Origin of the sequence: Enterococcus sp. AZ119 (genome assembly GCF_050546175.1) — a bacterium.
In the GTDB taxonomy this organism is placed as follows: domain Bacteria; phylum Bacillota; class Bacilli; order Lactobacillales; family Enterococcaceae; genus Enterococcus; species Enterococcus faecalis.
In genome coordinates, this window is sequence record NZ_CP172951.1 from 1,070,543 (window position 1) to 1,094,526 (window position 23,984).

The 23,984-nt window shown below is 35.7% G+C and carries 21 protein-coding genes, 2 tRNA genes and 1 pseudogene; 18 read left to right on the top strand and 6 right to left on the bottom strand.

The window, feature by feature from the left end; genetic code table 11:
• Nucleotides 1-43 precede the first annotated feature (43 nt).
• Nucleotides 44-220: a hypothetical protein gene (locus IGL37_RS05255; RefSeq protein ID WP_002357816.1), complete on the bottom strand. Its 177-nt coding sequence runs from the start codon at nucleotides 218-220 to the stop codon at nucleotides 44-46.
• A gap of 177 nt (nucleotides 221-397) precedes the next feature.
• Here IGL37_RS05255 and IGL37_RS05260 point away from each other — a divergent pair, with 177 nt between their 5' ends.
• Together IGL37_RS05260 and nagA are read left to right on the top strand one after the other, a co-directional pair.
• A complete protein-coding gene (locus tag IGL37_RS05260; RefSeq protein WP_002381942.1) occupies nucleotides 398-1,225 on the top strand; it encodes a helix-turn-helix domain-containing protein in 828 nt (275 codons plus the stop codon).
• Between the two features lie 100 nt (nucleotides 1,226-1,325).
• On the top strand, nucleotides 1,326-2,474 hold the full coding sequence (gene nagA, locus IGL37_RS05265; protein WP_002357814.1) for an N-acetylglucosamine-6-phosphate deacetylase: 1,149 nt from the start codon (nucleotides 1,326-1,328) through the stop codon (nucleotides 2,472-2,474).
• 42 nt (nucleotides 2,475-2,516) lie between these two features.
• On the opposite strand, the gene IGL37_RS05270 is transcribed toward nagA, so the two are convergent.
• On the bottom strand, nucleotides 2,517-2,903 hold the full coding sequence (locus IGL37_RS05270; RefSeq protein ID WP_002360464.1) for a hypothetical protein: 387 nt from the start codon (nucleotides 2,901-2,903) through the stop codon (nucleotides 2,517-2,519).
• 13 nt (nucleotides 2,904-2,916) lie between these two features.
• Nucleotides 2,917-3,576: a DNA/RNA non-specific endonuclease gene (locus IGL37_RS05275; RefSeq protein ID WP_002357812.1), complete on the bottom strand. Its 660-nt coding sequence runs from the start codon at nucleotides 3,574-3,576 to the stop codon at nucleotides 2,917-2,919.
• Between the two features lie 160 nt (nucleotides 3,577-3,736).
• On the opposite strand from IGL37_RS05275, the gene IGL37_RS05280 reads away from it, so the two are divergent.
• The 8 genes from IGL37_RS05280 (at nucleotide 3,737) to IGL37_RS05315 (ending at nucleotide 10,258) form a co-directional block, all read left to right on the top strand.
• Nucleotides 3,737-4,438 carry an ABC transporter ATP-binding protein gene (locus IGL37_RS05280; RefSeq protein ID WP_002363831.1) on the top strand — a complete coding sequence of 234 codons (702 nt, stop codon included), beginning with the start codon at nucleotides 3,737-3,739 and terminating at the stop codon, nucleotides 4,436-4,438.
• 9 nt (nucleotides 4,439-4,447) lie between these two features.
• Nucleotides 4,448-7,084, top strand: a complete 2,637-nt coding sequence (locus tag IGL37_RS05285; RefSeq protein ID WP_033918063.1) for an FtsX-like permease family protein — start codon at nucleotides 4,448-4,450, stop codon at nucleotides 7,082-7,084.
• A gap of 182 nt (nucleotides 7,085-7,266) precedes the next feature.
• A complete protein-coding gene (locus IGL37_RS05290) occupies nucleotides 7,267-7,800 on the top strand; it encodes a hypothetical protein (RefSeq protein ID WP_002357809.1) in 534 nt (177 codons plus the stop codon).
• Nucleotides 7,801-7,816: 16 nt separating this feature from the next.
• Nucleotides 7,817-9,286: a flotillin family protein gene (locus tag IGL37_RS05295; RefSeq protein ID WP_002357808.1), complete on the top strand. Its 1,470-nt coding sequence runs from the start codon at nucleotides 7,817-7,819 to the stop codon at nucleotides 9,284-9,286.
• Nucleotides 9,287-9,432: 146 nt separating this feature from the next.
• Nucleotides 9,433-9,666 carry a DUF2969 domain-containing protein gene (locus IGL37_RS05300; RefSeq protein ID WP_002357806.1) on the top strand — a complete coding sequence of 78 codons (234 nt, stop codon included), beginning with the start codon at nucleotides 9,433-9,435 and terminating at the stop codon, nucleotides 9,664-9,666.
• A 96-nt stretch (nucleotides 9,667-9,762) separates the two neighbouring features.
• A tRNA-Tyr gene (locus IGL37_RS05305) sits at nucleotides 9,763-9,843 on the top strand.
• Nucleotides 9,844-9,852: 9 nt separating this feature from the next.
• Nucleotides 9,853-9,924 (top strand) — tRNA-Gln (locus tag IGL37_RS05310).
• A gap of 154 nt (nucleotides 9,925-10,078) precedes the next feature.
• Nucleotides 10,079-10,258: a hypothetical protein gene (locus IGL37_RS05315; RefSeq protein WP_002357804.1), complete on the top strand. Its 180-nt coding sequence runs from the start codon at nucleotides 10,079-10,081 to the stop codon at nucleotides 10,256-10,258.
• A 55-nt stretch (nucleotides 10,259-10,313) separates the two neighbouring features.
• On the opposite strand, the gene IGL37_RS05320 is transcribed toward IGL37_RS05315, so the two are convergent.
• Nucleotides 10,314-10,925 carry a TetR/AcrR family transcriptional regulator gene (locus tag IGL37_RS05320; RefSeq protein ID WP_002357803.1) on the bottom strand — a complete coding sequence of 204 codons (612 nt, stop codon included), beginning with the start codon at nucleotides 10,923-10,925 and terminating at the stop codon, nucleotides 10,314-10,316.
• 175 nt (nucleotides 10,926-11,100) lie between these two features.
• On the opposite strand from IGL37_RS05320, the gene IGL37_RS05325 reads away from it, so the two are divergent.
• The 8 genes and pseudogenes from IGL37_RS05325 (at nucleotide 11,101) to IGL37_RS05360 (ending at nucleotide 21,893) form a co-directional block, all read left to right on the top strand.
• Nucleotides 11,101-15,348: a 2-hydroxyacyl-CoA dehydratase gene (locus tag IGL37_RS05325; protein ID WP_281517356.1), complete on the top strand. Its 4,248-nt coding sequence runs from the start codon at nucleotides 11,101-11,103 to the stop codon at nucleotides 15,346-15,348.
• 206 nt (nucleotides 15,349-15,554) lie between these two features.
• Nucleotides 15,555-16,262, top strand: a complete 708-nt coding sequence (locus IGL37_RS05330) for a GntR family transcriptional regulator (protein ID WP_002357800.1) — start codon at nucleotides 15,555-15,557, stop codon at nucleotides 16,260-16,262.
• A gap of 666 nt (nucleotides 16,263-16,928) precedes the next feature.
• Nucleotides 16,929-17,926 (top strand): annotated as a pseudogene (locus IGL37_RS05335) (ThiF family adenylyltransferase).
• Entirely contained in the window at nucleotides 17,890-18,762 is an 873-nt protein-coding gene (locus tag IGL37_RS05340) for a hypothetical protein (RefSeq protein ID WP_002379389.1), read from the top strand. Before IGL37_RS05335 ends, IGL37_RS05340 begins: the two are co-directional and overlap by 37 nt.
• 22 nt (nucleotides 18,763-18,784) lie before the next feature.
• Nucleotides 18,785-19,729 (top strand): ABC transporter ATP-binding protein, encoded by a 945-nt coding sequence (locus IGL37_RS05345; RefSeq protein WP_033918066.1) that lies wholly within the window; start codon nucleotides 18,785-18,787, stop codon nucleotides 19,727-19,729.
• Complete coding sequence (locus tag IGL37_RS05350) at nucleotides 19,707-20,465, top strand: ABC transporter permease (protein ID WP_002382254.1); 759 nt, start codon at nucleotides 19,707-19,709, stop codon at nucleotides 20,463-20,465. The genes IGL37_RS05345 and IGL37_RS05350 overlap by 23 nt, the downstream gene beginning before the upstream one ends.
• An 8-nt stretch (nucleotides 20,466-20,473) precedes the next feature.
• Complete coding sequence (locus IGL37_RS05355) at nucleotides 20,474-21,187, top strand: ATP-binding cassette domain-containing protein (RefSeq protein ID WP_002378341.1); 714 nt, start codon at nucleotides 20,474-20,476, stop codon at nucleotides 21,185-21,187.
• Nucleotides 21,159-21,893: a hypothetical protein gene (locus IGL37_RS05360; RefSeq protein ID WP_002382255.1), complete on the top strand. Its 735-nt coding sequence runs from the start codon at nucleotides 21,159-21,161 to the stop codon at nucleotides 21,891-21,893. The genes IGL37_RS05355 and IGL37_RS05360 overlap by 29 nt, the downstream gene beginning before the upstream one ends.
• A 21-nt stretch (nucleotides 21,894-21,914) precedes the next feature.
• Here the strand turns inward: IGL37_RS05360 and IGL37_RS05365 are convergent, their stop codons facing one another.
• Together IGL37_RS05365 and IGL37_RS05370 are read right to left on the bottom strand one after the other, a co-directional pair.
• The gene (locus IGL37_RS05365) at nucleotides 21,915-23,225 is read right to left on the bottom strand and encodes a sensor histidine kinase (RefSeq protein WP_023895307.1); all 1,311 of its coding nucleotides are present in this window, start codon (nucleotides 23,223-23,225) and stop codon (nucleotides 21,915-21,917) included.
• The gene (locus IGL37_RS05370; RefSeq protein WP_002399975.1) at nucleotides 23,225-23,929 is read right to left on the bottom strand and encodes a LytR/AlgR family response regulator transcription factor; all 705 of its coding nucleotides are present in this window, start codon (nucleotides 23,927-23,929) and stop codon (nucleotides 23,225-23,227) included. The genes IGL37_RS05365 and IGL37_RS05370 overlap by 1 nt, the downstream gene beginning before the upstream one ends.
• Between the last annotated feature and the right edge of the window lie 55 nt (nucleotides 23,930-23,984).

Genomic DNA, 23,984 nt, shown 5'->3' on the forward strand with positions numbered 1-23,984 from the left:
CTAACGAAGCTATTTTTTGGTAGTTCTTGTTTTATCAACAATACTATTCTGCGGTTTCACATGCTTTTTTACTAATAATCATTCGGTTGGTATATTTTTCTTCCATATCAGGACTAGGATTTGCTACTACGATGAGATAAGAATTTTCATACTCCTTCTCCACAAAGCCTGAATAATTTGTTTTTTCCCAAATGAAGTGAACCTTTTTCTCTTCGGCCATACAATAACACTCCTTTTTAATAAAAATGAACCTATTTATTTTCTAAGAAAACCTTAGATAATGTTCTTGCAGTATATTATGCAATAAAGTACAATAAAAGCATAATGCGAATTCGCATATTTTGACAAAATCCCCATTTTGCAAGGAAAATGGCCGATATAAATAGGAGCTATTGTGATGAATTCTTTAGGTGCAGTTATTAAAGAAATTAGAAAAAATAGAAAATTGACACAGAAAATGTTATCAGAAGACATCTGTTCGCAAAGTGTTTTAAGTCGCATTGAAAACAATGAAGAGTTGCCAAACGTTCTCGTAATGCAACAACTTTGTGATCGTTTAGGTGTGACTGTTGACCAGATTATGCGTTATAAATCTGGTGATGTGCACGTTGTTACGTATTCATTTGAAAAAATGGCTGAATATTTTCGCCATAAAAAATATCAATTATTATTAAATTATTTAAAGGAAAATCGTATTGAAGAACAATTGTATTTAGATACGGACTGGCAAAAATATTATTATTATTTAGGTAGTTGTGAATTGTTTGTTCTAAATGATTATGAAAAAGCTATTGCTAGCTTGCGTAAAGGGTTATCTTTCACCTATAAAGCCGATAAGTTAAATGTTTCTGATTTAGAGATTCAATTAATTAGTTGTCTAGGTGCTACTTATGGTTACATGGGCAATCGAGTAGAAGCAGAACGATTTTTAAGTTTGAGTATTCATTATTTTAATCAATTGCCAAATGAACGCAGTAATGCAGAATTAACGAAAATATTTTTTAATTATGCTGATTTCTTATTTAAAAATTATACAGAAAAAGATGCCGAAATTTATGTGGATCAAGGAATTACTTGGGCCCGCAAAAAAAATAGTTATTATTATTTAAGTGAATTATTAAATCTAAAATATTTAGTTTTAATGAGAAAGAATAAACATGAAGAAGCAGAACGTTATCTGAACTTAGCACAACAAATGAAAAATGTGGAAAGTGGCAATCTTTAAAAAATCCTCAGAATTGCTTAAAAGGTCTACACCATTTCTTGACTTTTGTACTGATTAAGAGTACTTTTGAAGTAAGTAAAATAAAGAAAGAAGGATGAAGATGAAAACATTTATCTTTGCAGACAAGTTCTTTTTAAAAAGCGATGTTAAAGGACCTGGTTATTTAGAAATCACGGATGGTATCTTTGGTAATTATACAAAAGATGAACCGCAAGGGGACGTAAAAATTATTCGTGAGGAAGGCAAATGGATTGCCCCAGGTTTAGTGGATACTCATATTCATGGTTACATGAATCATGACGTAATGGATAACGATGCAGAAGGCATTAAAGTGATGTCTGAAGGCTTATTATCTTGTGGTGTAACTTCATTTTTACCAACAACGTTAACTTCAAGTAAAGAACGTTTAACAGACGTTGCACGTACGATTGGTCAAGTCTACCAAGAAGTACCTGGTGCAAAAATTCAAGGGATTTACTTTGAAGGACCTTTCTTTACTGAAGAACATAAAGGCGCACAAAATCCAAGTTATTTTGGAGATCCAGACCTTGATACATTCCACGAATGGCAAGAAGCTTCAGGCGGAATTATTAAGAAAATTGCGTTGGCACCAGAACGTAATGGTGTGAAAGAATTTGTTGAAACCGTTACAGATGAAGGTGTCGTTGTTGCTTTAGGCCATAGTAATGCGACCTTAGAAGAAGCTGATGTGGCAGTTGAAGCAGGCGCTAGCGTTTTTGTTCATGCATATAATGGGATGCGTGGCTTAAATCACCGTGAACCAGGGATGGTTGGTGCATTGTTAACGTTACAACACGTTTTCTCTGAATTAATTTGTGATGGACACCATGTACATCCGCAAGCGGCTGAAGTATTGATGGAAAAAGCGGGCCATGATCACGTTGCGTTAATTACAGACTGCATGATGGCTGGCGGTATGCCAGATGGCAACTACAATTTAGGTGAATTTCCTGTTGTGGTAGCAGAAGGAACGGCTCGTTTGGATACTGGGAACTTAGCAGGTAGTATTTTAAAACTAAAAGAAGCAATTAAAAATGTAGTTGATTGGGGTATTGCAACACCTGCACAAGCAATTATGATGGCTTCATTAGTTCCTGCGATCAGCTGTAAAATTGATGATCAATGCGGCATGATTGCAAATGGTCGCGATGCTGACTTTATCGTATTAGAACCAACCATGGAATTAGCAGCCACTTATTTAGATGGCGTAGAACGTTATCGAGCATAAGACACAAGAAAAAGCTTGCGGAAATTTATCCGCAAGCTTTTTTTATAATTCTTTTGGTAAAATCGCAGAAGTGATTTCTTTGTTCTCGTAGGCAATAAAAAAATCGATTAATTGCTTGTCAAATTGCTCAATATCCTCTTTGTAAAGGGAGCTAGGAATCACAAAGGTTTGCTCTAGGGTGCCTGCTAGATAATCGCCATCTAAACTTTGGGCGACAACTAAAAATTCTTGTTTGCGCCAATGTTCCACATCTGTTTCAGAAATGGTTTCCGGAGAGGCTAAAAATTTACAATTTTCGACAAACTGTTCATCAATTTCTTCACTGAAAGTTAATTCAGCATCCTCTTCTTGAGGTTGAGAGAGGATTGCTTGCAAAAATGTTTGTGGTTTTGCATCGGGTAATGTTTCTTTTAGCTGTTCAAAATCCAATGAAAGTTCCTCCTTATTGTTTGTTTAAAATAGTTACTGAAAAATCAATGGGTGAATTTGTTTTAAGGCTTTTGGCTTCTAAGATGATTTTTTCAGCCAACAAATCGTTTCCGTTATATACAGGTGTCACGCGATAGCGAACGGTTTCGCCGCGATCAAGAGCTGCCCGAATCTGATTTTCATATTTCGTCATATAAGGAGTGTTGACAGGATTCTGATACAAGGTGGTTAAGTTACGTGGATCATCACCACTGCCTCCCATTTGACGGCCGATTAGGTGGCCACGCGAGTGATTAGCTTTTCCTGAAATGAAACCAGCTGGTCGAATATCTTTATTAGCGGAAGTTCCTGTATTGACCATTGCGGGTTTTAATAGCGCATCAGCGCCTGTCGCTCGTTTTAGACGATCTAGAGAATGATAAGTAATCCAGCCGTTTGAGTTATCCTTTAATTCCTCTGCTGAAAATGTGGCTTTACCATTTTCGATGGGTCCGGGATTATCTCCTTTTGGTGCTGGTGTGCTTGAGGGGGTGGTTGTTTGTGGTTGAACATTAAATAAATCTTGTAAAGCATCAGGAACTTTAACGCCAACCGCGCCTAAAATTAAAATGATTAATGCGCCAATCAGCATGATGGTTGAATTAAATGGTGGTTTCTTCTTTCTGTTTGCCATAACGTGCTCCTCTAATTTTATACTTGCAATAGTCCAAATTTAAGTGGACCATCTTTTCTATTATACGTAAATTTGCTAAAAAATCAAAAAAGGCTTTTCTTTGAAAGACTTGTTTTCTCAGATATGTTACTATTTTAATGTAGAAGGGAAGGGATAGTGGATGGCCTATATTGAAGTCAAAAATGAATACAAGCGTTACCAAATGGGAGAGACAACTATTACTGCGAATGACGGCATTTCTTTTGAAGTGGAAAAAGGAGAAGTAGCGGTTATTTTAGGCCCCAGCGGTGCTGGAAAATCAACTGTTTTAAATATTCTTGGTGGAATGGACAGCTGTGATGAAGGGGAAATTATTATTGATGGCACAGATATCGCTCAGTTTTCAGAGAAACAATTAACCACTTATCGACGCAATGATGTCGGGTTTGTTTTCCAATTTTACAATTTAGTCCCAAATTTAACGGCAAAAGAAAATGTCGAATTGGCTTCGCAAATCGTTGCGGATGCGTTGGATTCGACCAATGTTTTACAATCGGTGGGTTTAGGGGAACGTTTAGATAATTTTCCAGCGCAACTTTCTGGTGGTGAACAACAACGAGTAACCATCGCCCGTGCGATTGCTAAAAAGCCAAAGTTACTTTTATGTGATGAACCGACAGGAGCGCTGGATTATGAAACAGGGAAACAAATTTTAACCATTTTGCAAAACACTGCTCGTGAAACTGGAACGACCGTCTTAATTATTACCCACAATTCAGCCATTGCAGAAATGGCCGATCGGGTAATTCGAATTAATGATGCGAAAGTTCGCGAAATGACTGTGAATGATCAGCCTAAATTGGTTGCTGAAATTGAATGGTAGGTGCCTAAAATGAAGAAAACAGCGCTAATTAAAACAAGCTTACGTGAAATTAGACAATCTACTACACGATTTTTATCGATTATGGGGATTATTTTCCTTGGTGTAATGGTCTTTGTTGGTTTGAAAGCTACTGGACCAGATATGATTAAAACCGCGAATAATTATTACCAGAAAGAGCAGCTTCCAGATGCGCGAATAATTTCTACAATGGGACTGGAAAAGAAAGATTTAACAACACTACAGTCTTTAAAAGATGTCGAAACAGTTGTGCCGCGGTATACAATAGATGCCACGATTGGGCCGCAAAATAATGCAGTAAAATTGTTTGGCTATCGAAAAAATCAAGCAGGATCGGTTAACTATCAAGTAGTTGACGGTCGGTTACCTAAACAAACAAATGAAATTGCATTAGATACATTAGCGAAAACTAGATATGACTATAAAATGGGTGATAAAATCACTTTAAACGATGCAACGATTAAAGAAAAAGGACTGACGCAAACCCATTTTACTGTTGTCGGATTTATCAATTCACCAGAATATATTGATAATACATCCAGGGGAACCACAACGGTCGGGTCTGGAACGTTAAACTTTTTTGGCGTGGTTTCGGAAAAAGCCTTTGACAGTCAACGGTATCCAGAATTGCTAATCTCATTTCGTTCATTAAAACATCAAAATACGTATTCCTCTGATTATGAAAAGAAAAGAGAGCAGGCCTTAAATCAAGTAAAAGAGGCACTGAAAAATCGGCCAGAAGAACAGGTTGCGGCTCTGCGTGATTCGGCTCAGCCGGACATTAACCAAGGTCGGCAAGCGCTGGAAACGGGAAAACAAGCACTTGCGCAGTTGGAGCAACAACCAGGAATTCCAGCTGAGATGCTTGAAAAGCAAAAAGACGAATTGGCTAAACAAGAACAACTGTTGGCTGAAAAAGAAACAGAGCTAGCCAATTTGAAAGCCCCAACGTATTATTATTTTACTAGGGAAGACAATCCAGGATTTTCTGAATATCAAGATAACGCTGATCGGATTTCTTCTTTAGCCACGCTGTTCCCGTTGTTCTTTTTCCTAATTGCGGCATTAGTCAGCTTAACTACCATGACGCGTATGGTGGAAGAAAAAAGAATGGAAATTGGTAGTTTGAAAGCTTTAGGTTATCGTAATCGTGAAATTGCTTCGATTTTTATTACCTATGCAACGGTTGCTAGCCTAACAGGTGCATTATTAGGATTGGCAGTTGGCTATTATCTATTCCCTAAAATAATTTTTGATGCCTACGGTCAAATGTACAATATTCCTGATTTAGTTACACCGTGGTACTTAAATTACAGTTTATGGGGCATCATTGTAGCCTTAGCTTGTACTGTGGGAGCGGCCTTAGTGACATTAAGAATCGATTTATTAAGTACCCCAGCTACCTTGCTAAGACCCAAAGCGCCGAAAGCAGGCCAACGGATTTTATTAGAACGAATCCGCCCTTTATGGCAACGCATGAGCTTTATTCAAAAAGTGACCGCTAGAAATCTGTTCCGCTATAAACGACGGATGCTGATGACCGTTATCGGAATAGCTGGTTGTATGGGGCTGTTAATTGTTGGTTTTGGTTTACGCGATTCAATTGTGGATGTCGCTACAATTCAATTTAATAAAATCTGGCATTACCAAGCAGTCGTGACTTTTAAAGAGCAAACAACACCTGAAGAGACAAAAGAGTATCAAGAAACGTTGCGCAAACTGGATGGTTTGAATAAAACAATTCCGTTATATTCAGAAATCTTTAAAACGAAGGGCAAAGGCGCACCAACTCAAAATATTACTCTTTATGTGCCACAAGATCCTTCGAAAATGGCTGATTTTCAGTTATTTAATGATCGAGTCACTGGAGAAAAATATTCCCTCAACGATGACGGTGTAATCATTAATGAAAAATTAGCTAAATTATTTGGCTATAAAGTCGGAGATCAATTAAATTTAGAAAATAGTGATAATCAAACCTATCACGTGAAAATTGCCGCGATTGCAGAGAACTACACGGGTCATTTTGTCTATATGACGCCGAAACTCTACCAGACGATGACGAAACAGAAGCCGGAGTATAATACAGAATTCCTACTTTTTGACAAAAAGTTATCCTCAAAACAAGAAACCTCAATCGGAGAGGCGTTGATAAAACAGCCGAAAGTGTTGAACATTACGTTTTTAACTGCGATGAAAGGTTCGTTTGATGATATGCTGAAAAGCCTTGATATTGTCATTTGGGTACTAATTGCTGTTTCTGGTTCTTTAGCGTTAATTGTGTTATATAATTTAACCAACATTAATGTTTCTGAACGGATTCGAGAACTTTCCACGATTAAGGTTTTAGGGTTTTACGATCGTGAAGTCACCACCTATGTTTACCGTGAAAACATTATTTTAACGTTCATTGGTATTATTGTTGGCTGCTTCTTTGGGAAAATTTTGCATCAGTATATTTTAGCAACCGTTGAAGTTGATTTAATTATGTTTTCGCCAATTATTCATTGGCCAAGTTATCTGTATTCCGCAGTTATCACCATGTGTTTCACGTTGTTTGTGATGGTCATTATGCATCGGAAATTGAAGAAAATCAATATGATTGAAGCGTTAAAATCAAATGAATAGCACATTTTAAAAACGAGGAGTCCGTAGAAGTTCGATAATTCTAGGACTGCTCGTTTATTGCTGCTTCTTTTATTAAGAAAAAATAGGTCTTAAGATGTATCTTTTGAGATTTATTTGGAAATTACTACTCTTTTTATTTAAAAATTGGTACACTATTACTAGGTTATAGCACAGAAAGGAGTGTGGGAAAAGTGTTAGAAGGTCTACCATTGGAAACGGTTTATTTTTATGCATTAGTGGGGAGCGCGGTCCTCGCTTTTTTACTAATTATTTTTGGGGATGTTTTTAATTTTGATGGACCGGTGGACCCAATGCTGATTATTCCATGGATTGCTTTTACCTCGCTGTTTGGGTACCTTGGGGAAGAATTAACAGCGGTGAATAGTTGGCTTATTTTAATTGTCAGTGGTATTCTTTCAACCATTATTGTTTTCTTCCTAAATTTTTATGTGTTGGTCCCTTTGAAAAATTCGGAGGCCACAATTTCTATTTCGGAAAAAGACATGGAGGGTCGTGTTGCTACTGTGATTACCCCAATCCCTGTCCGGGGAATGGGCGAGATTCAATTGAAGAGTGTCACAGGTTCGTTAAGTCGACCAGCAGCATTTTATGTGCCACAAGAAGTGGCTGCGCCAAGAGGTAGTGAGGTATTGATTATTGAATTGAAAGAACGGGTTTGTTATGTCATTCCTTACGAAGGCAGTCTAAAAATATAGAGTAGGAGAGAAGAAAATGGGGATTTTGTTACCGATTATTATTGCAGTTTTAGTATTATTAATGTTATTAATTGTGTTTGTTTCTAAATATCAGACAGCCAAACCTGATGAAGCGTTAATTATCAGCGGGAGCTATCTAGGCTCTAAAAATGTTCATGTAGACGAAGGTGGCAACAAAATTAAAATCGTTCGTGGCGGTGGTGCGTTTGTCTTACCAGTGTTCCAACGTTCAAATCGAATTAGTTTGCTTTCAAGTAAATTAGATGTTTCTACACCAGAAGTGTACACAGAACAAGGGGTTCCTGTAATGTGTGATGGGACATCAATCATTAAAATTGGTTCGTCAGTTGAAGAAATTGCGACAGCAGCGGAACAATTTTTAGGAAAAACAACAGAAGAATTAGAAAATGAAGCACGTGAAGTATTAGAAGGACATTTACGTTCGATTTTAGGTTCAATGACAGTGGAAGAAATTTACCAAAATCGTGATAAATTTAGCCAAAGTGTACAAGAAGTTGCCAGTGTTGACTTAGCTAAAATGGGCTTAGTTATTGTGTCGTTCACAATTAAAGAAGTTCGTGATAAAAATGGATACTTGGATTCATTAGGGAAACCAAGAATCGCTCAAGTTAAACGTGATGCAGATATTGCTGAAGCAGAAGCCTTGAAAGAAACTCGCATCAAAAAAGCGGAAGCAGAAAAAGAATCACAACAAGCGGAATTGCAACGTCAAACAGAAATTGCAGAAGCTTCAAAAGAAAAAGAATTGAAATTAGCGTTATACAAACAAGAACAAGATATTGCCAAAGCCAAAGCAGACCAAGCCTATAACTTGGAAAGCGCGCGTGCACAACAACACGTGGTGGAACAAGAAATGGAAGTCAAAGTCGTTGAACGTCAAAAACAAATTGAGTTAGAAGAAAAAGAAATTACGCGTCGTGAAAAACAATACGACTCAGAAGTGAAGAAAAAAGCCGATGCAGATCGTTACGCACGCGAACAAGAAGCTCTTGCTCAAAAGGCACGCGAAGTGGCAGAAGCCGAAGCAGAACGCTTCAAAGTTGAAGCATTAGCCGAAGCGGAAGCCAACAAAACGCGTTTAACAGGTCAAGCGCAAGCCGAAGCTATTTTAGCTCGTGGTGCAGCGGAAGCCGAAGCCAAACAAAAGATTGCTGATGCCTTCAAAGAATATGGTGAAGCAGCTGTGTTAAGTATGGTGATGGAAATGTTGCCACAATTAATGAAAGAAGCAGCACAACCATTGGGCAACATCGACAAGATTTCAGTGGTAGATACAGGCGCAGGTGGCGAAAATTCTGGCGCCAACCGTATTACCAATTATGCAACAAACTTGTTGGCTGGTACACAAGAAACACTAAAAGAAACAACGGGCCTTGACGTGAAAGAGCTAATTGAAAACTTTTCTAAAAAAGGTACCTCAAATAGCGTGAACTATCATGCAACAGAAGGTTCAGAAAAAGAATAGAAATCAGCCTTTAAGGAGTAGCGAATCGCATTTCGTTACTCCTTAATGCTGCATTGAAACGATAAACGAACAATCTGACAGAGAAATAGCGAGTGCTTGTTTTGTTTCAAAGATTCTGATAACATAGAGTTCTTGGAGGGATAGAGATGTCAAAAAAGAATAAAGATATTGAAGTGCGTGTTGAAGAAGAAAAAGCCCAATACAATGGAGCAAATGTTTTAATGAACAAATTATTTATTGGTAAAAAAGAAATCGGTCGTGTCATTCCGCAAAATGATAAAAAATTCATCATTGAAATTGATGGCAAGCAAGAAGGTACAGCAAAAAATCTGGACGAAGCCTTTGAAACAATTATTCGTCAATGGAATTTAAGTGAATAAAAAATAAATAACAATTTTTTTAAAAAAAGGGTTGCTTTTTTCTGGAAAAGATTGTATTATAACTAAGTCAGGTCGTTACAGCGACAATGACTTTTTGGAGGAATAGCGAAGTGGCTAAACGCGACGGACTGTAAATCCGTTCCTTAGGGTTCAGTGGTTCGAATCCACTTTCCTCCATTTTCTTTTTGGGGTATAGCCAAGCGGTAAGGCAACGGACTTTGACTCCGTCATGCGTTGGTTCGAATCCAGCTACCCCAGTTTTCAGAACATTTCTGGTAGAGAGATGTTCTTTTTTTGTATAATTATATAACAAAAATGAGGTAAGATTTTCCTCATGTACAGGCTAGAAAAGTTTTCATTTATATAAGAATATGCTAAAGTATTAAGAAAGAATAGTCTGGAGTTGATAAGAATGAACTTTAAAGAAAAAATTACAGAAATGGTTGAAAATGTTTACGATTTAGCACGCGATGGTAAGTATGATGTCAAAGTTGACTTAATTCCTCGTAAAAAAGGTAACATCAAAAGTGGTGTTAAAGTCACTTCTTCAAGAAATACAGCCCACAATATCAAATGGCGTTCAAAAAACTAACTCGTCTTTAACAGAAACACCGGAGCAGACAACATTATTGTCTACTCCGGTGTTTTTATTTTTCTAATTCGATGCCTAAGACAGTTAAATGACCATTACCAACTAATTTGATAACTAATTGGGCTAAGTGGTTGGGTGTCATATCCGTCTCGCTAGTAATCCACCAATGAAGGGTACCGATGAAGATAGAGGTCATGTATTCAATAACAAAATCTATCGGTACGTCAATATCATTTTCGGTAATACGCAACTGCGAAAAAATCGTCGCATATTTTTCTTCGATAATTTCAGCTAAGCGTTTTCGAAAGTGTTCGTTGAAATTATTGTCCATGATAGTTAAGAAGAAAGATTTGTTCTCTTGAATATTAATATAGAGTTGCGTCAGAAGTTCTTCAATGTGCTTCACGCGGACACGGTTGCCATTAACCAGTTGTTGCGAATCAAGAATAGCGGTAAAAGCACTAAGCGTAAAGGTGAAGATTGCATCATATAAATGCTGTTTGTCTTTAAAATGAGCATAAAAAGTCGCACGATTAATCATAGCTTCATCAGCAATATCCTGAATCGTCACCGCTTCGTAGCCTTTCGTTTCTACAAGTTTAAAAAAAGCTTCAATAATCATTTTTCTGGTTCGTTGTACTCTAAGGTCTGTTTTCTTTGCCATCATAAATTCCTTTCGAGATAGTCAACATTCGCGGAAACTTTGTTGTTTATCTCACAAAATAGGGTAAATTGCTTGTTGCAAATCATTTAGAACCTTTCTAAAATAGGTATATCTATTATAACAAACAGTTTGTATAATAATCAACAAACTGTTGAAAAATGAAGGGGTATTTTAATTGATGGTTATGAGAGCAGGGATTGATGTTGGGTCAACGACAGTAAAATTAGTATTTTTAAATAAGCAAAATCAGCCTATTTTTACAAAATATGAACGCCATTTTTCAGATGTCAAAGCAGCAACGGAACGCATTTTAAAAGAAGGGCTAGCAAGGATCGGTGCAGACCAACCTGTGACAATGAGCATAACTGGCTCTGGTGGTATGGGGCTGGCTGAGGTATTAGGGATTCCCTTTGTTCAAGAGGTTATCGCGTGTACACGAACTGTTGAAACAATAATACCAGAAACGGATGTTGCTATTGAACTTGGCGGAGAAGATGCAAAAATCACTTTTTTTGATGGTGCTTTAGAGCAACGAATGAATGGTAGTTGTGCAGGTGGGACAGGCGCCTTCATCGATCAAATGGCTGTTTTACTTAAAACGGATGCCAATGGAGTGAATGAATTGGCGAAGAATTATCAAACTATTTATCCGATTGCTTCCCGCTGTGGGGTTTTTGCCAAAACGGATGTTCAACCTTTAATCAATGAAGGAGCAGCGAAAGAAGATATCGCGGCAAGTATTTTTCAAGCGGTAGTTAATCAAACAATCGCCGGGTTAGCTGCTGGTCGCAAAATTAAAGGTAAAGTAGCGTTTTTAGGGGGACCCTTATTTTTCATGTCAGAATTGAGAAAACGGTTTATTGAAACCTTAGCAATTCAGCCAGAAGATGTTATTTTTCCAGAACAACCGCAACTGTTTGTAGCAATGGGAGCAGCACTTTATTCAGAAGATGCAGCCGAATGTACATTGGAAGAATTAATTCAGCGCTTAGTGAACAGCCAGGCTACTGATTTACAGCCGAGCGACACGTTACCACCGTTATTTAACAGCGCAGAAGATTTAGCAGATTTTCGAGAAAGACACGCGCAAGCCCAAGCAAAGGAGAAACCTTTATCTCAACATACTGGCGTGACCTTTTTAGGGATTGATGCAGGCTCTACAACGACAAAAGTCACATTGATTGATGAAGATGGCCATTTGTTGTTTTCTTTTTATGGTAATAACCAAGGGCAACCTTTAGAAACCACCATGACAGTACTGAAATCACTTTATCAACAACTGCCTGAAGAAGTTTTTATCGGAAAAGCGGCTGTTACAGGATATGGAGAACAGCTAATAAAAAATGCGTTAAAAGTCGATATTGGTGAAGTTGAAACGATGGCCCATTACAAAGCAGCCAACCATTTTCAGCCAGGTGTGGATTTTATTTTGGATATCGGAGGACAAGATATGAAAGCGATGACCATTAAAAATGGCGTGCTTTCCTCGATTCAATTAAATGAAGCTTGTTCTTCTGGGTGCGGTTCTTTTATCGAAACCTTTGCGAAATCTTTAAAATATAATGTGAAGGATTTTGCTTTGGCGGCTTTAGAATCGCAAGCGCCTGTTGATTTAGGTTCTCGGTGTACTGTTTTTATGAACTCAAAAGTGAAACAAGTTCAAAAAGAAGGGGCCTCTGTCGGCGATATTTCTGCTGGACTATCTTATTCAGTCATCAAAAATGCCATTTATAAAGTCATTAAGGTTCGCCGACCTGAAGAGTTGGGAGAAAAGATTGTCTGCCAGGGAGGAACATTTTACAATGAAGCGGTCTTGAGAGCTTTTGAAAAAATTAGCGGTCGTGAAGTGGTTCGTCCTTCTATTGCTGGTTTGATGGGGGCTTATGGGGCAGCGCTGATTGCTTTGGACGCTTATGAAATTGGGGAAGAAACCACGCTTCTTTCTTTAGGAGAGTTAGCGGCATTTACCTCTGAAAAGGAATTTACTCATTGCGGCTTGTGTGAAAACAATTGTCAATTAACGGTCACAGTGTTTTCGGATGGGCGCCAATTTATTACGGGAAATCGCTGTGAACGTGGTGCACGAATTAAAATTAAACGAGAAGAACGCAAAGTAAATTTGGTTGATTATAAGTACCGCAAGTTATTTAAGTACCGACCTTTGCGGGAAAATAAAGCGTTTCGTGGGCGCTTGGGTATCCCTAGAGTCCTAAACATGTATGAAAATTATCCTTTGTGGCATACATTTTTTACTGACTTAGGCTTTCGGGTCGAATTATCGCCACGTTCTAATAAGCAAATCTATGAACAAGGCCTTGAAACGATTCCCAGTGATACGGTTTGTTACCCAGCGAAAATGGCGCATGGACATATTCAAGCATTAATTGATGCGCAAGTGCCAATTATCTTTTATCCTGGTGTTGTTTTTGAACAGCAAGAAACAGTGGAAGCAGATAATCATTTTAATTGTCCAATTGTGCAAAGCTACCCAGATGTTATTCGAAATAATGTGGATGCCATCAGAGAGGGCCAAGTGAATTATCGAAATCCCTATCTTAATTTAGCGAATGAAGCTGCAGTTGCCAAAGTTTTAGCTGAAAATTTTGCTGATTTAGGGATTTCCTTAGAAGAAATTCAAACAGCGCTGCATCATGGTTATCAAGAATTAGCAGCTTTTAAAAAAGAAATTCAAGAAAAAGGCGAAGAAACGTTAGCCATGTTAACTGAAAAAGGCCAGAGAGGGATTGTCTTATCGGGGCGACCGTATCACTTGGATCCAGAGATTAATCACGGCATTGCCGAAGTCATTACAAAGGAAGGATTCCATGTCTTGACAGAAGACAGTATCTCGCATCTTGGAGACGTGCAGAATTTACGTGTGGTGAATCAATGGGTCTATCATTCTCGCTTATATGCGGCGGCTAAAGTAGTGGCTAAGACGAAAAATTTAGAACTTGTCCAACTGAATTCCTTTGGTTGCGGCTTAGATGCTGTGACAACCGATCAAGTAGAAGAAATCATGGATCGGTCTGGCAAAATTTATACAGTCCTCAAAATCGATGAAGGTGCGAATTTGGGCGCAATTCGTATTCGGTTGCGCTCCTTGAAGGCGGCTGTCAATGAGCGGGAGAAGCAACAGTTTGTTCCGCATATGCAAATGGAAGAGCCAGAGAAAATTGTGTTTACAAAACAAATGAAAAAAACACATACCTTACTGTTACCAATGCTTAGCCCGATTCATCAATCTGGATTAGTCGATGTAGCATTACAAGCTTCTGGCTATCATGTCGTCTGTTTGCCTGCGCAAGACAAAGAAGCTGTGAATGTCGGGTTAAAATATGTCAATAATGATGCGTGTTACCCAGCAATTATTTCCATCGGACAACTAGTTGAAGCTTTGGAAAGTGGTCAATATGATTTGGATAATGTCAGTGTCTTAATGACGCAAACAGGGGGCGGTTGCCGCGCAACGAATTACATTCCCTTATTACGAAAAGCCTTAAATGATGCTGGTTTTTCTCAAGTTCCTGTAGCTTCAGTTTCGATGGGCAATAAAGGAGTCGAATCCAATCCAGGATTTAAATTTACGTTGCCAATGATCAAGCGCTTAGTAGTTGCCTTTTTATATGGTGACTTATTCGAACGAGTAGTTTATCGAACAAGACCTTATGAAACAGAAAAAGGAATGGTGGATCAACTGCACCAAGATTGGCTAAAAAGAGTGGAAGCCAATGTCCGGAATGGTTCGCTGACACAATTTAATCACTTCATGAAAAAAATTATTCGGACGTTTGATGAAATTCCTTTACAAGAGATAAAAAAACCAAAAGTCGGTGTGGTCGGGGAAATTTTAGTGAAATATTCGCCGACAGCGAATAATGATATTGTGCGTTTGCTAGAAGAAGAAGGTGCTGAAGCAGTTGTGCCAGATATTGTTGGCTTTATGAACTATTCTTTGTACAATCAAATTTGGAAATACGAAAATATGGGCATGTCAAAACAAAGCAAACGTTTAGCAGAATTTGCGATAAAAATCATTGAATTGGTAGAAAAACCAATGGATAAGGCATTGAGAAAGTCGGTCCGTTTTGATGGCATTCATTCCATTTATGATATGGCAGCAGACGCAAGTAAAATTTTATCAATTGGCAATCATACGGGTGAAGGTTGGTTTTTAACAGCTGAAATGATTGAGCTCTTAAAACATGAGGTGAATAACATCGTTTGTATGCAGCCGTTTGGATGTTTACCAAACCATATTGTTGGAAAAGGGGTCGTGAAAGAGCTACGACGTCAATATCCGCAAGCAAACATTGCGGCGGTGGATTATGATCCAGGGGTATCTTTGGTCAATCAGTTGAACCGAATCCGTTTGATGATGGCCACAGCGAACAAGTTGTTGAACGAAGAAAATGTAAAAAGATAATAACTAATAGAAATTCGTTTAAAAACATTTGACTTGGTCACTTTTTACTGACTAAGCCAAATGTTTTTGTTATAAAAAGAAAGCATGCAACTAGACCAACTTTGATAAAAATTCCAATTCCTCTTTTATTTATCATTTTTTGGTTGTTTACACGGTCTATACCAGTTATAATAGAAGAGGAGATGAACGAAGAGGAGGAAGCGTAAATGGTTCAAAATATACCAATTTATATTCAAATTCACGATAAAATCAAAGAAGATATTGAAAAAGGTGTCTGGAGTATCGGGGATCGTTTGCCCTCTGAGCGAGAATTAGCCTTGAAATTTGATGTTAGTCGAATGACCTTACGCCAAGCCATTCAGACTTTAGCAGACGAAGGGATTTTAGAACGAAAAATTGGTTCAGGAACATATGTAGCACGTAAGAAAGTTCAAGAAACAATGACAGGTACCACTAGTTTTACAGAAATTACCTTGTCTCAAAATCGCGTTCCTTCTAGTCGGACGGTGTCTTATTTTGTAGCGAAACCTAGTTCTAGTGAGATGGAAAAATTACAACTAGGTCCAGAAGATTCAATTTTACGAATGGAAAGAATTCGTTTTGCGGATGACATTCCGATTTGTTTTGAGGTGGCGAGCATTCCTTATTCATTGGTCTCGCAATATGGCAAATCTGAAATCACGAACTCTTTTTATAAAACACTTGAAGCCAAATCTGGCCACAAAATTGGCCATTCTAACCAAACAATCTCTGCTGTTCAAGCATCGGAACAGATCGCAGAATATTTAGAGATTAAACGCGGCGATGCGATTCTGCGTGTGCGCCAAGTATCCTATTTTGAAAACGGACTACCTTTTGAATATGTTCGTACGCAGTATGCAGGAAGTCGATTTGAGTTTTATTTAGAGAAGTAGAGAAATGATAAGTATGGAAAAATGCCAAGAAATAGGCTGAGGTAAGATATTTTAACCTCCAAAAGTTGTATCTGAAAAATACAATTTTTGGAGGTTATTTTTTATGAACTTATCAGGTAGAATTCAAATTAAAATTAGTGAAAGCATCTCAATTCAAATAAATATTGAATAGAGTAGCAAGTCTGAATACCAGAAAAGTGAGATGGTTTGTCCCGCTATAAATATTGTTAAAAAATAAACTTATAATAGCTGCTAGTTTATTTGCTTTTATTCTTTTTTTTTGGCTGTAGTTCATTTTTGTCCATTTTTTACATTTCTTTTTTAAACTGTAACCTAATATAAGATATACCCGTTCAACGCTTTAATCAAATAGTTGCAAAATCAGCAGTTGTTTTGCAAATTGTTACATTGAAATTGTTAGTTATTACCAATCAATAATACTTATGATTGTCAAAGTTATTATATAGATATACTGAAAGAGAAATTTATTTTCTTTTTCAATAAAAAGTTTAGCGGAAGGAGTGATGCGGAATGAAAAAAATTAACGTACGTAAAGCCGATACAGTTGATGCAACAGCATGGTGGATTATTATCTAATTTGATAACCAAATAACGGTTAGACGAGATAGAAATATCTCGTCATTTTTTTAATAAGGAGTGAAAAAAATGAAGTATAAATATCCCAGAATAAAACCAATCTATCCATTATATCAATTAAATAAAGAGAGATTTAGAGTTGGGCCCAATTAGGAATCACTATTGAATTTGATGATGATGAAGGTCTAATCGAGGAGACGTTTCCTGGTAGAATGATTGAAGATAGATACTTAGCTAATGTGAATTACTTTAGTAGGTACTGTAAAGCTGATGATGATAGATTTGAAATACAGGAAAAGATAAATAACTTGAAAATACTATTATTAGGTCTTGGTGGAGGAGAATCAAATATTCTAACTTTACTAGCGGGTCTTGGCCCCAAGATGATCAGAATGGTGGACTATGACCGAGTTGAAGCAAGTAATTTAGGTCGTCAATTACTATATAGAGAAGCAGATATTGGTGAGAAGAAAACTGTAGTTGCTAAAAGATCCATTAATGAAATGAACTCAAATATTAACGTTGAAACTGTAGATAAAAAAATAATAGATGTGAATGATGTTGTTGAATTGACAGAAGGAATAGATATCATTGTTTGCGCTATTGATGAACCCCCTTTCCTTATACATAGAATTGTGAATGAAGCTATTGTAAAAGTTGGTTTGCCGTGCGTGTTTGGTGCCTCACAGGTTAGCCGAGGAAGAGTATACACTGTAATACCCCAGAAAACAGGATGCTTTGATTGCATGAATTTGAACTTCAGTAAAAATGACCCTAAATTTGTTGAACAATTTGTAGGTTTTAGAAATATTCAATTTGCTCCCCCATCCATAGCTTATGGTCCTGGTATCTTTCAATTAACAGCATCAATTGTAGATGAGTTAATAAGAGTGGTAACAAGATATGCTGAGCCAAAAAGTTTGGGAACGCAATATGAAATTAACTATGAGGACGGAAACTCGTTCACGCATAAAACTTGGCCAAGGTTTGAGAGTGAATGTCCAACTTGTGGTAAAGGAGATGTCTCCCAATGGGAAATATTTCAATATTATCAAGAGAAGAAATAGGCCGAGACTATACCGAAGCTCGTACGTTAAAACGTAAGCTAAACAATGGCGATTGGGTTTATGTATCAGAAGAAAATCAACTATTAGTGTTGAGTGATGAAGTGGCGAGACAAATTAATTCATCCGAACTAATCGAAGAAGAGGTACTTAATGAATTAGTTGAAAATAAAATTATGATAAAAAAAGCCGATCAGAGAGATGATTATAAGCCGCTATTTGTCGAGCCTAAGAATATCTTATTTAAAAGCTCCTCTTTCCTGATTGATGTTAACGGTATTGTTGCGTTTACGATTAGCATATTTTTATTCGTAATCAAGGGGTCTCCTTTTGGAAGTGCAGTAAATGTTTTGTTTACAAATCCTTTAAAATTTCTTCTAATTGCTATTCTTGTCTCAATCGTATCTACAACTTTTCATGAATTTATGCACATTATATTTTCAAGGAATTCAAGGAAAATCAATTTAAACATAGTTAAAGCCGTTGCTACGATACCTATGACTCATGTATGGACGTGGAGTAGGTTTGGTAGAATCACGGCGATCACCTCTGGAATGTCGTCGGATGCAATATTCTTGTTAGTTTTTTTGATTATGAATAATAAAAGTGTTGGAGTTAATTCTATTGCGGCATCAATACTTATAACAAGGATATTGTGGCAATTTATCATTATACAAAAAACAGATATTAACATTTTGATTTCTTTTGTGGTTGATAATCCTTTCTACTTTGAAGAGGTCGCAATTATGAAATTAATCATTATTAAAGTAATAAGTATAAGTGTGCTAGTAATGATAATTTGGTTATGGTTCCAACCTGTTATCAATCAATTTAATTAAGTCTAAATATAGGAGGTTTGCTTTGAATCAACAGTTAGAATTACATTCGCTAAGTAAAAAGTACAAGAAATCAGAGAGCTGTGCAAATGATAATATAAATTTGCGCTTTAATAAAGGTGAAATAACTGCCATAGCTGGACATAACGGCGCTGGTAAAACAACAATGTTGAATCAGATTATAGGTATAACGAAATCAACAAAGGGCTCTATAACATTTAATGGTCTATCATTTGCGAGAGATAGTAAAATTGCAAGAGAATATGTCTCTATGATGCCTCAACTACATGCTCCCTTGGCAGGTATAACGATGGCTCAATCTGTCGAGTCAATAATAAGAATAAGAGGAGGCAGTCAGAAAATAGCTGAAGAAGAGTGTATTAAAATTTTAAAAGAATTAAAAATAGATGGATGGAAAGATATACCAGGACAGAAACTTTCAGGCGGACTTAGAAGGCTCGCTTCATTTGCAATGGCCGTTGTATATCCTTCTCCAATAATAGTCCTTGACGAACCTACTAATGATGTGGATCCTATTAGACGGCAAAAAATATGGAGATATCTGAAAAAATTATCTAATAAGGGGCATATAATCATCGTGGTCACACACAATATTTTAGAAGTTGAAAAATATGCTGATAGATATATTTTAATGAATCATGGAAAGGTTCTTGAGGATAAGAACTTAAAAAAACAGTCTATAAAAATAAACGATCGAAATTATATGACTGTTAACTTTCTTAATCTAAGTGATTTGAAGAGTGTAATAGTACCGAGTGCAATTCAGACTAACATAAACGATGAGGAATTAATGATAGAAATGGAATTAGAGAACAGTCAAGTGTTAGAAGCAGTTGACTGGGTCATGAAATTAGTAATAGAAAGAAAAGTTCAAAATTATAAAGTTTCCCCAAAATCCTTAAATGAAACCTATGGAGAGTTAATAGATGAAAATGATAAAAAATTATAGAAGAAAATCAATGATTAAGGAATTATTTGCTTTAGTAGGGTGGAGTTTATTAAGACATAAATACTTATTGCCTGTTTTTACATTAACTCAAGTATTTCTATCATTAGCAATTGTTTACGGGTTAGCACTTCTAATACCAGATGTGAATAATCAGACAGCTATCTATCTGTCATCTGGAGCAACTACTCTTGGGATTATTGCGGTAGGGTGCGTTCTTGCTGCTCAAATAGTAAGTACAGCAAAACAGGAGGGCATTGTGGACTATCAAAGGACATTGCCAGTTTCTCGGTTGAACATATTAATTTCCGACTTTATAATTTGGGGAATGGCCTCACTACCTGGGGTGTTTATGTCATTTTTAGCGGCATATTTAAGATTCGATGTCCAAATTAGATTCTCAATGAAGGCCCTAGCTATTCTTAGTCTAATTCAATTATGTATGATCTCTATAGGTTTTGCTTTGGCATATTGGCTAACACCTAATGTAGTAGGATTAGCAACTCAGATAATTATGATAGGTGGACTTTTATTCTCGCCTATTACTTATCCAACAGATAGATTGCCTTCTGCTTTAGTGAACTTTTTTGAATTTTTACCATTTGTTCCATCGAGTAATTTGATAAGATCACTGTTTTATGAACAGAATACTGTTAATGTTTCTAATATTATTGTAGTTTGTTTTTGGTTCGTGTTAACTACATTACTTTCACTTATTTCATTGTCAAGAAGGGACTGAATTGCAAAATGCAAACAATAAATATAAATAATTTATATAAAAAAGTAAGTGATACATTCAATTTAAAGGTTGATCAATTAGATTTAGAAGTAGGGAAAATTTATGGATTAGTTGGTCCGAATGGTGCAGGTAAAACAACTTTGATGAAATGTCTATGTAGTTTGCTTAGACCTGATAGTGGAATACTTAAAATAGACAATCGGCAAGTAGAAATAGCAGACCCTAAAATATTATTGCAGGTGGGTACTAACTTTGTTAACTCAGATAGTTTAAATGGATTTATGCTTGAAGATATATACAATGACCATGCTTTTTATTACAAGTTAAAAAATTTGTTAATGATAGAGACTCTATTAATGGATGTTGGTCTAAATGTAAATAAAAAAAGAAAGTTTAATACAATGTCTTTAGGAATGAAACAAAGGTTTTTGCTAGGTCTTGCTACAGCTCACAACCCTTCATTAGTATTATTAGATGAGCCATTTAACGGTTTAGATCCTGATGGTGTAGAGTTATTTATTGAGAATGTTAAGACCTTGTCCGAAAATAGAGTGTTGATAATTAGTAGTCATATATTGAGAGATATGGAAACATTTCTTGATGACGTTATATTTATAGAGAAAGGCAATGTACAAGAACCAAAATCAATGGTTGAGATTCGAGAAGAGTATAGAGAGGGGTTGAAAGAGTATTATGATGAACAAAAGAGAAAACATGATTAGTGACTCAAAATTGAATGTTTATAGATATGAATTAGATAAAATTAAAAATGTTTGGTTTAAAGTTTTCTTAATTACACTGGTAATCCAAATGTTATTTTTTATGTTTTTCTCATTTGTGGGAATATTTGATGAAAGTGCTGATACGATCTCGTCATTTCAAGGAATTATAGCATTATCGAACACTGTTTCTATGTGCGGCATATCAATTTATGGAGCTGTATTACTAAGGAAAGAGCTTGTACGATTTTATGTTGGCAATCACCGGAATAGAACGTTTCTTTTTCCGATTGATCGAAAAGAGCTTCTCGTAAAAAAAACAAGTTCTTTTTACGTAATAATCTTATCTAGCTTTGGAAGTGCGCTTCTTATTTCATTTGTGACTGAGGTTTTGCTTAACTTAATTTTGAAGTTTCATAGTTCAAATTTATTTTTTGAAATTTACCTTGGTCTTATTACCATAGTTACAAGTTGTAGTCTACTATTCGTAATTTTGATATTGTCAGAAATAATTTCAATTTGGAAACAATCGGAAATTGCTTCAATAATAACGTCAGTGGTACTAATGCTAATATATTCGAATTTTTCTGCTATGGGTCTTATGAATTTTCCAACTATAACGTTCCTATTTTCAACGATTATGGGATTGATGCTTGTTTGGTTATTTTTGAAATTTTCTGATAAATTATGCGACATGGAAGTATACTAAAAAATGCGGTGATTTACTTGATTAGTTATCACCGCATTTGTTTCCTTTGTATACATTAAATATAACTATAGTTACAAAATATCTACGTTCTTTCGTCCAGTGACGTTGAATACCACCTAATTGTTGTAAGAGATCATCAATGTTTTTCATTCCTAAACCTTTATTTTTTCTATGTTTTCTTGTAAAAATTTCTTCAGAATTATAGTTATTAGATACTTCAATAAATAAATCATTATTGACTTGCTTGATAATTATATTGACATATCTGTCAATCGGCTTGATTCTCTTCGATGCTTGTATGGCGTTATCAATTATATTTCCAATTACAATAGTTAGAACGTCATTATTAATTTTTATATTTTTAGAGACAAATATCTGATGATCAACATTAATTTGATTCTTTCTTGCTTCAGCAAGCTTTTCATTCAATAGGTAGTTTAATACTCCATCGGCAGCATAAGTTTTTGTTGGTGGTTCTAAAATATCAAAACTACTCTTAATATAATCGATAGCTTCATTAACTTCTTCATTTTCGATAAGTCCGAGGATTGTTAAGTATTGATTCTTCAAATCATGTTTTAATTTTAAAACGTTAGTTCTGTTTCTCTTTATTTCATTTAAAATTCTATACTCCACTTCGATATTTTTTTTTCTCAAAGTAAGATCATATTGATTTTTTTGATATTCTATAGTGATTTTATAAAGAAAAATTACACAGATGTTTAAAAATATGACACTAATCGTAATAGTAATCTCAGAAATTTTGTCATTGTTGTTTCCTATTAAAAGCCCAAATAAAATGATTATTGATAGTATGGGAATAGGTAATAAAATCACAATAAATGATAAGTTTGTCGATAATTCAGACTTTGCTTCTTTAACTATTGAAAATTTAAGTATGACTATCCAGGCTACCCCAATCAAAGTTGTAATTGTTATTGAAGTTATGAAAAAAGTAGGGCTACCATAGGATGTTAATTCTGCATTTAAAATTATTTTCGTAAAGTGTAACGACAATACTTCACAGATTAAATTTATTGATATAAGTGTCATTGTCCATACGGCCGAGTCGAGATAAGGGACCGAGTGTAGCATAGCAATAGTGTAAGTTAAAATGAAACTTAGTAATAAGTTAAGATACGGTAAATAAATGTTCGGTATGTAAGCATTGGATAATATAATCGTAACCATGGCTGATATGATTATAACAATCCAGATGACATTATAAAATTCTCTATGATTTTTAATAGCTGTTGACCAATTAGAAAAAAAATAAGAGATAAGAAATAAATAAACTAACAAACTTAGGCTTCGTAATGTTATATCAAGCATTATATCTTTCCTCTCATGGACATAACTATACTTTTATGAGCGGCGGCTTTGAAGCGCCTACTTATTGGTATTTCAATACATTTTTCTTTAGAATCCATTAATAGGAAATTTTTTCCTAACTCTTTTATATAAGCGCAATTTATTATGAAAGAAGAGTGGACTTGCACAAAATTCGTATCAAGTTGTTCGTTTATCTGATTCGTTGACATATAGGGTTTGTAGATTTCTCCAACTGTATGAATCAATACTTGTCTTTTATCTTTTTCGAAATAAATGATATCTTTGGTTGGTATTTTATAAGTAACTTTGTTACTAGAAAATACAAAGTAATTTCTTTTTTTTTCTAGCTGTTGTCTCAGTTTTTCCAAAACTTGGTGCAACCGATCTTCCGTAGGCGGTTTCAATAAATAATCAAAAGTTTGTACTTGGAAGACTTCTTCCATGTATTCTTTGTAACTCGTCAAAAAAACGATAGGTGATAAAATATCACGTTCTCGGATTTTTTTTGCCAAGTCTATTCCGCTCATTTCACTCATTTCTATATCTAAAATAAAAAAGTCAAAATTTTCTTGGTCAAGTTGATTGACTAACTTGAGAGGATTGTAGTAGGTATAGGTTTCAAATATATTTGGGTTATAATTAAATAGCATCGTGTTTATTTTTTCGGTTAACGTTGGATTGTCATCACAAATAGCAACTTTCAACAATAAAACCTCCTTTTTTTCATTCTATATATATTATGAATTAAATTATCTTTAA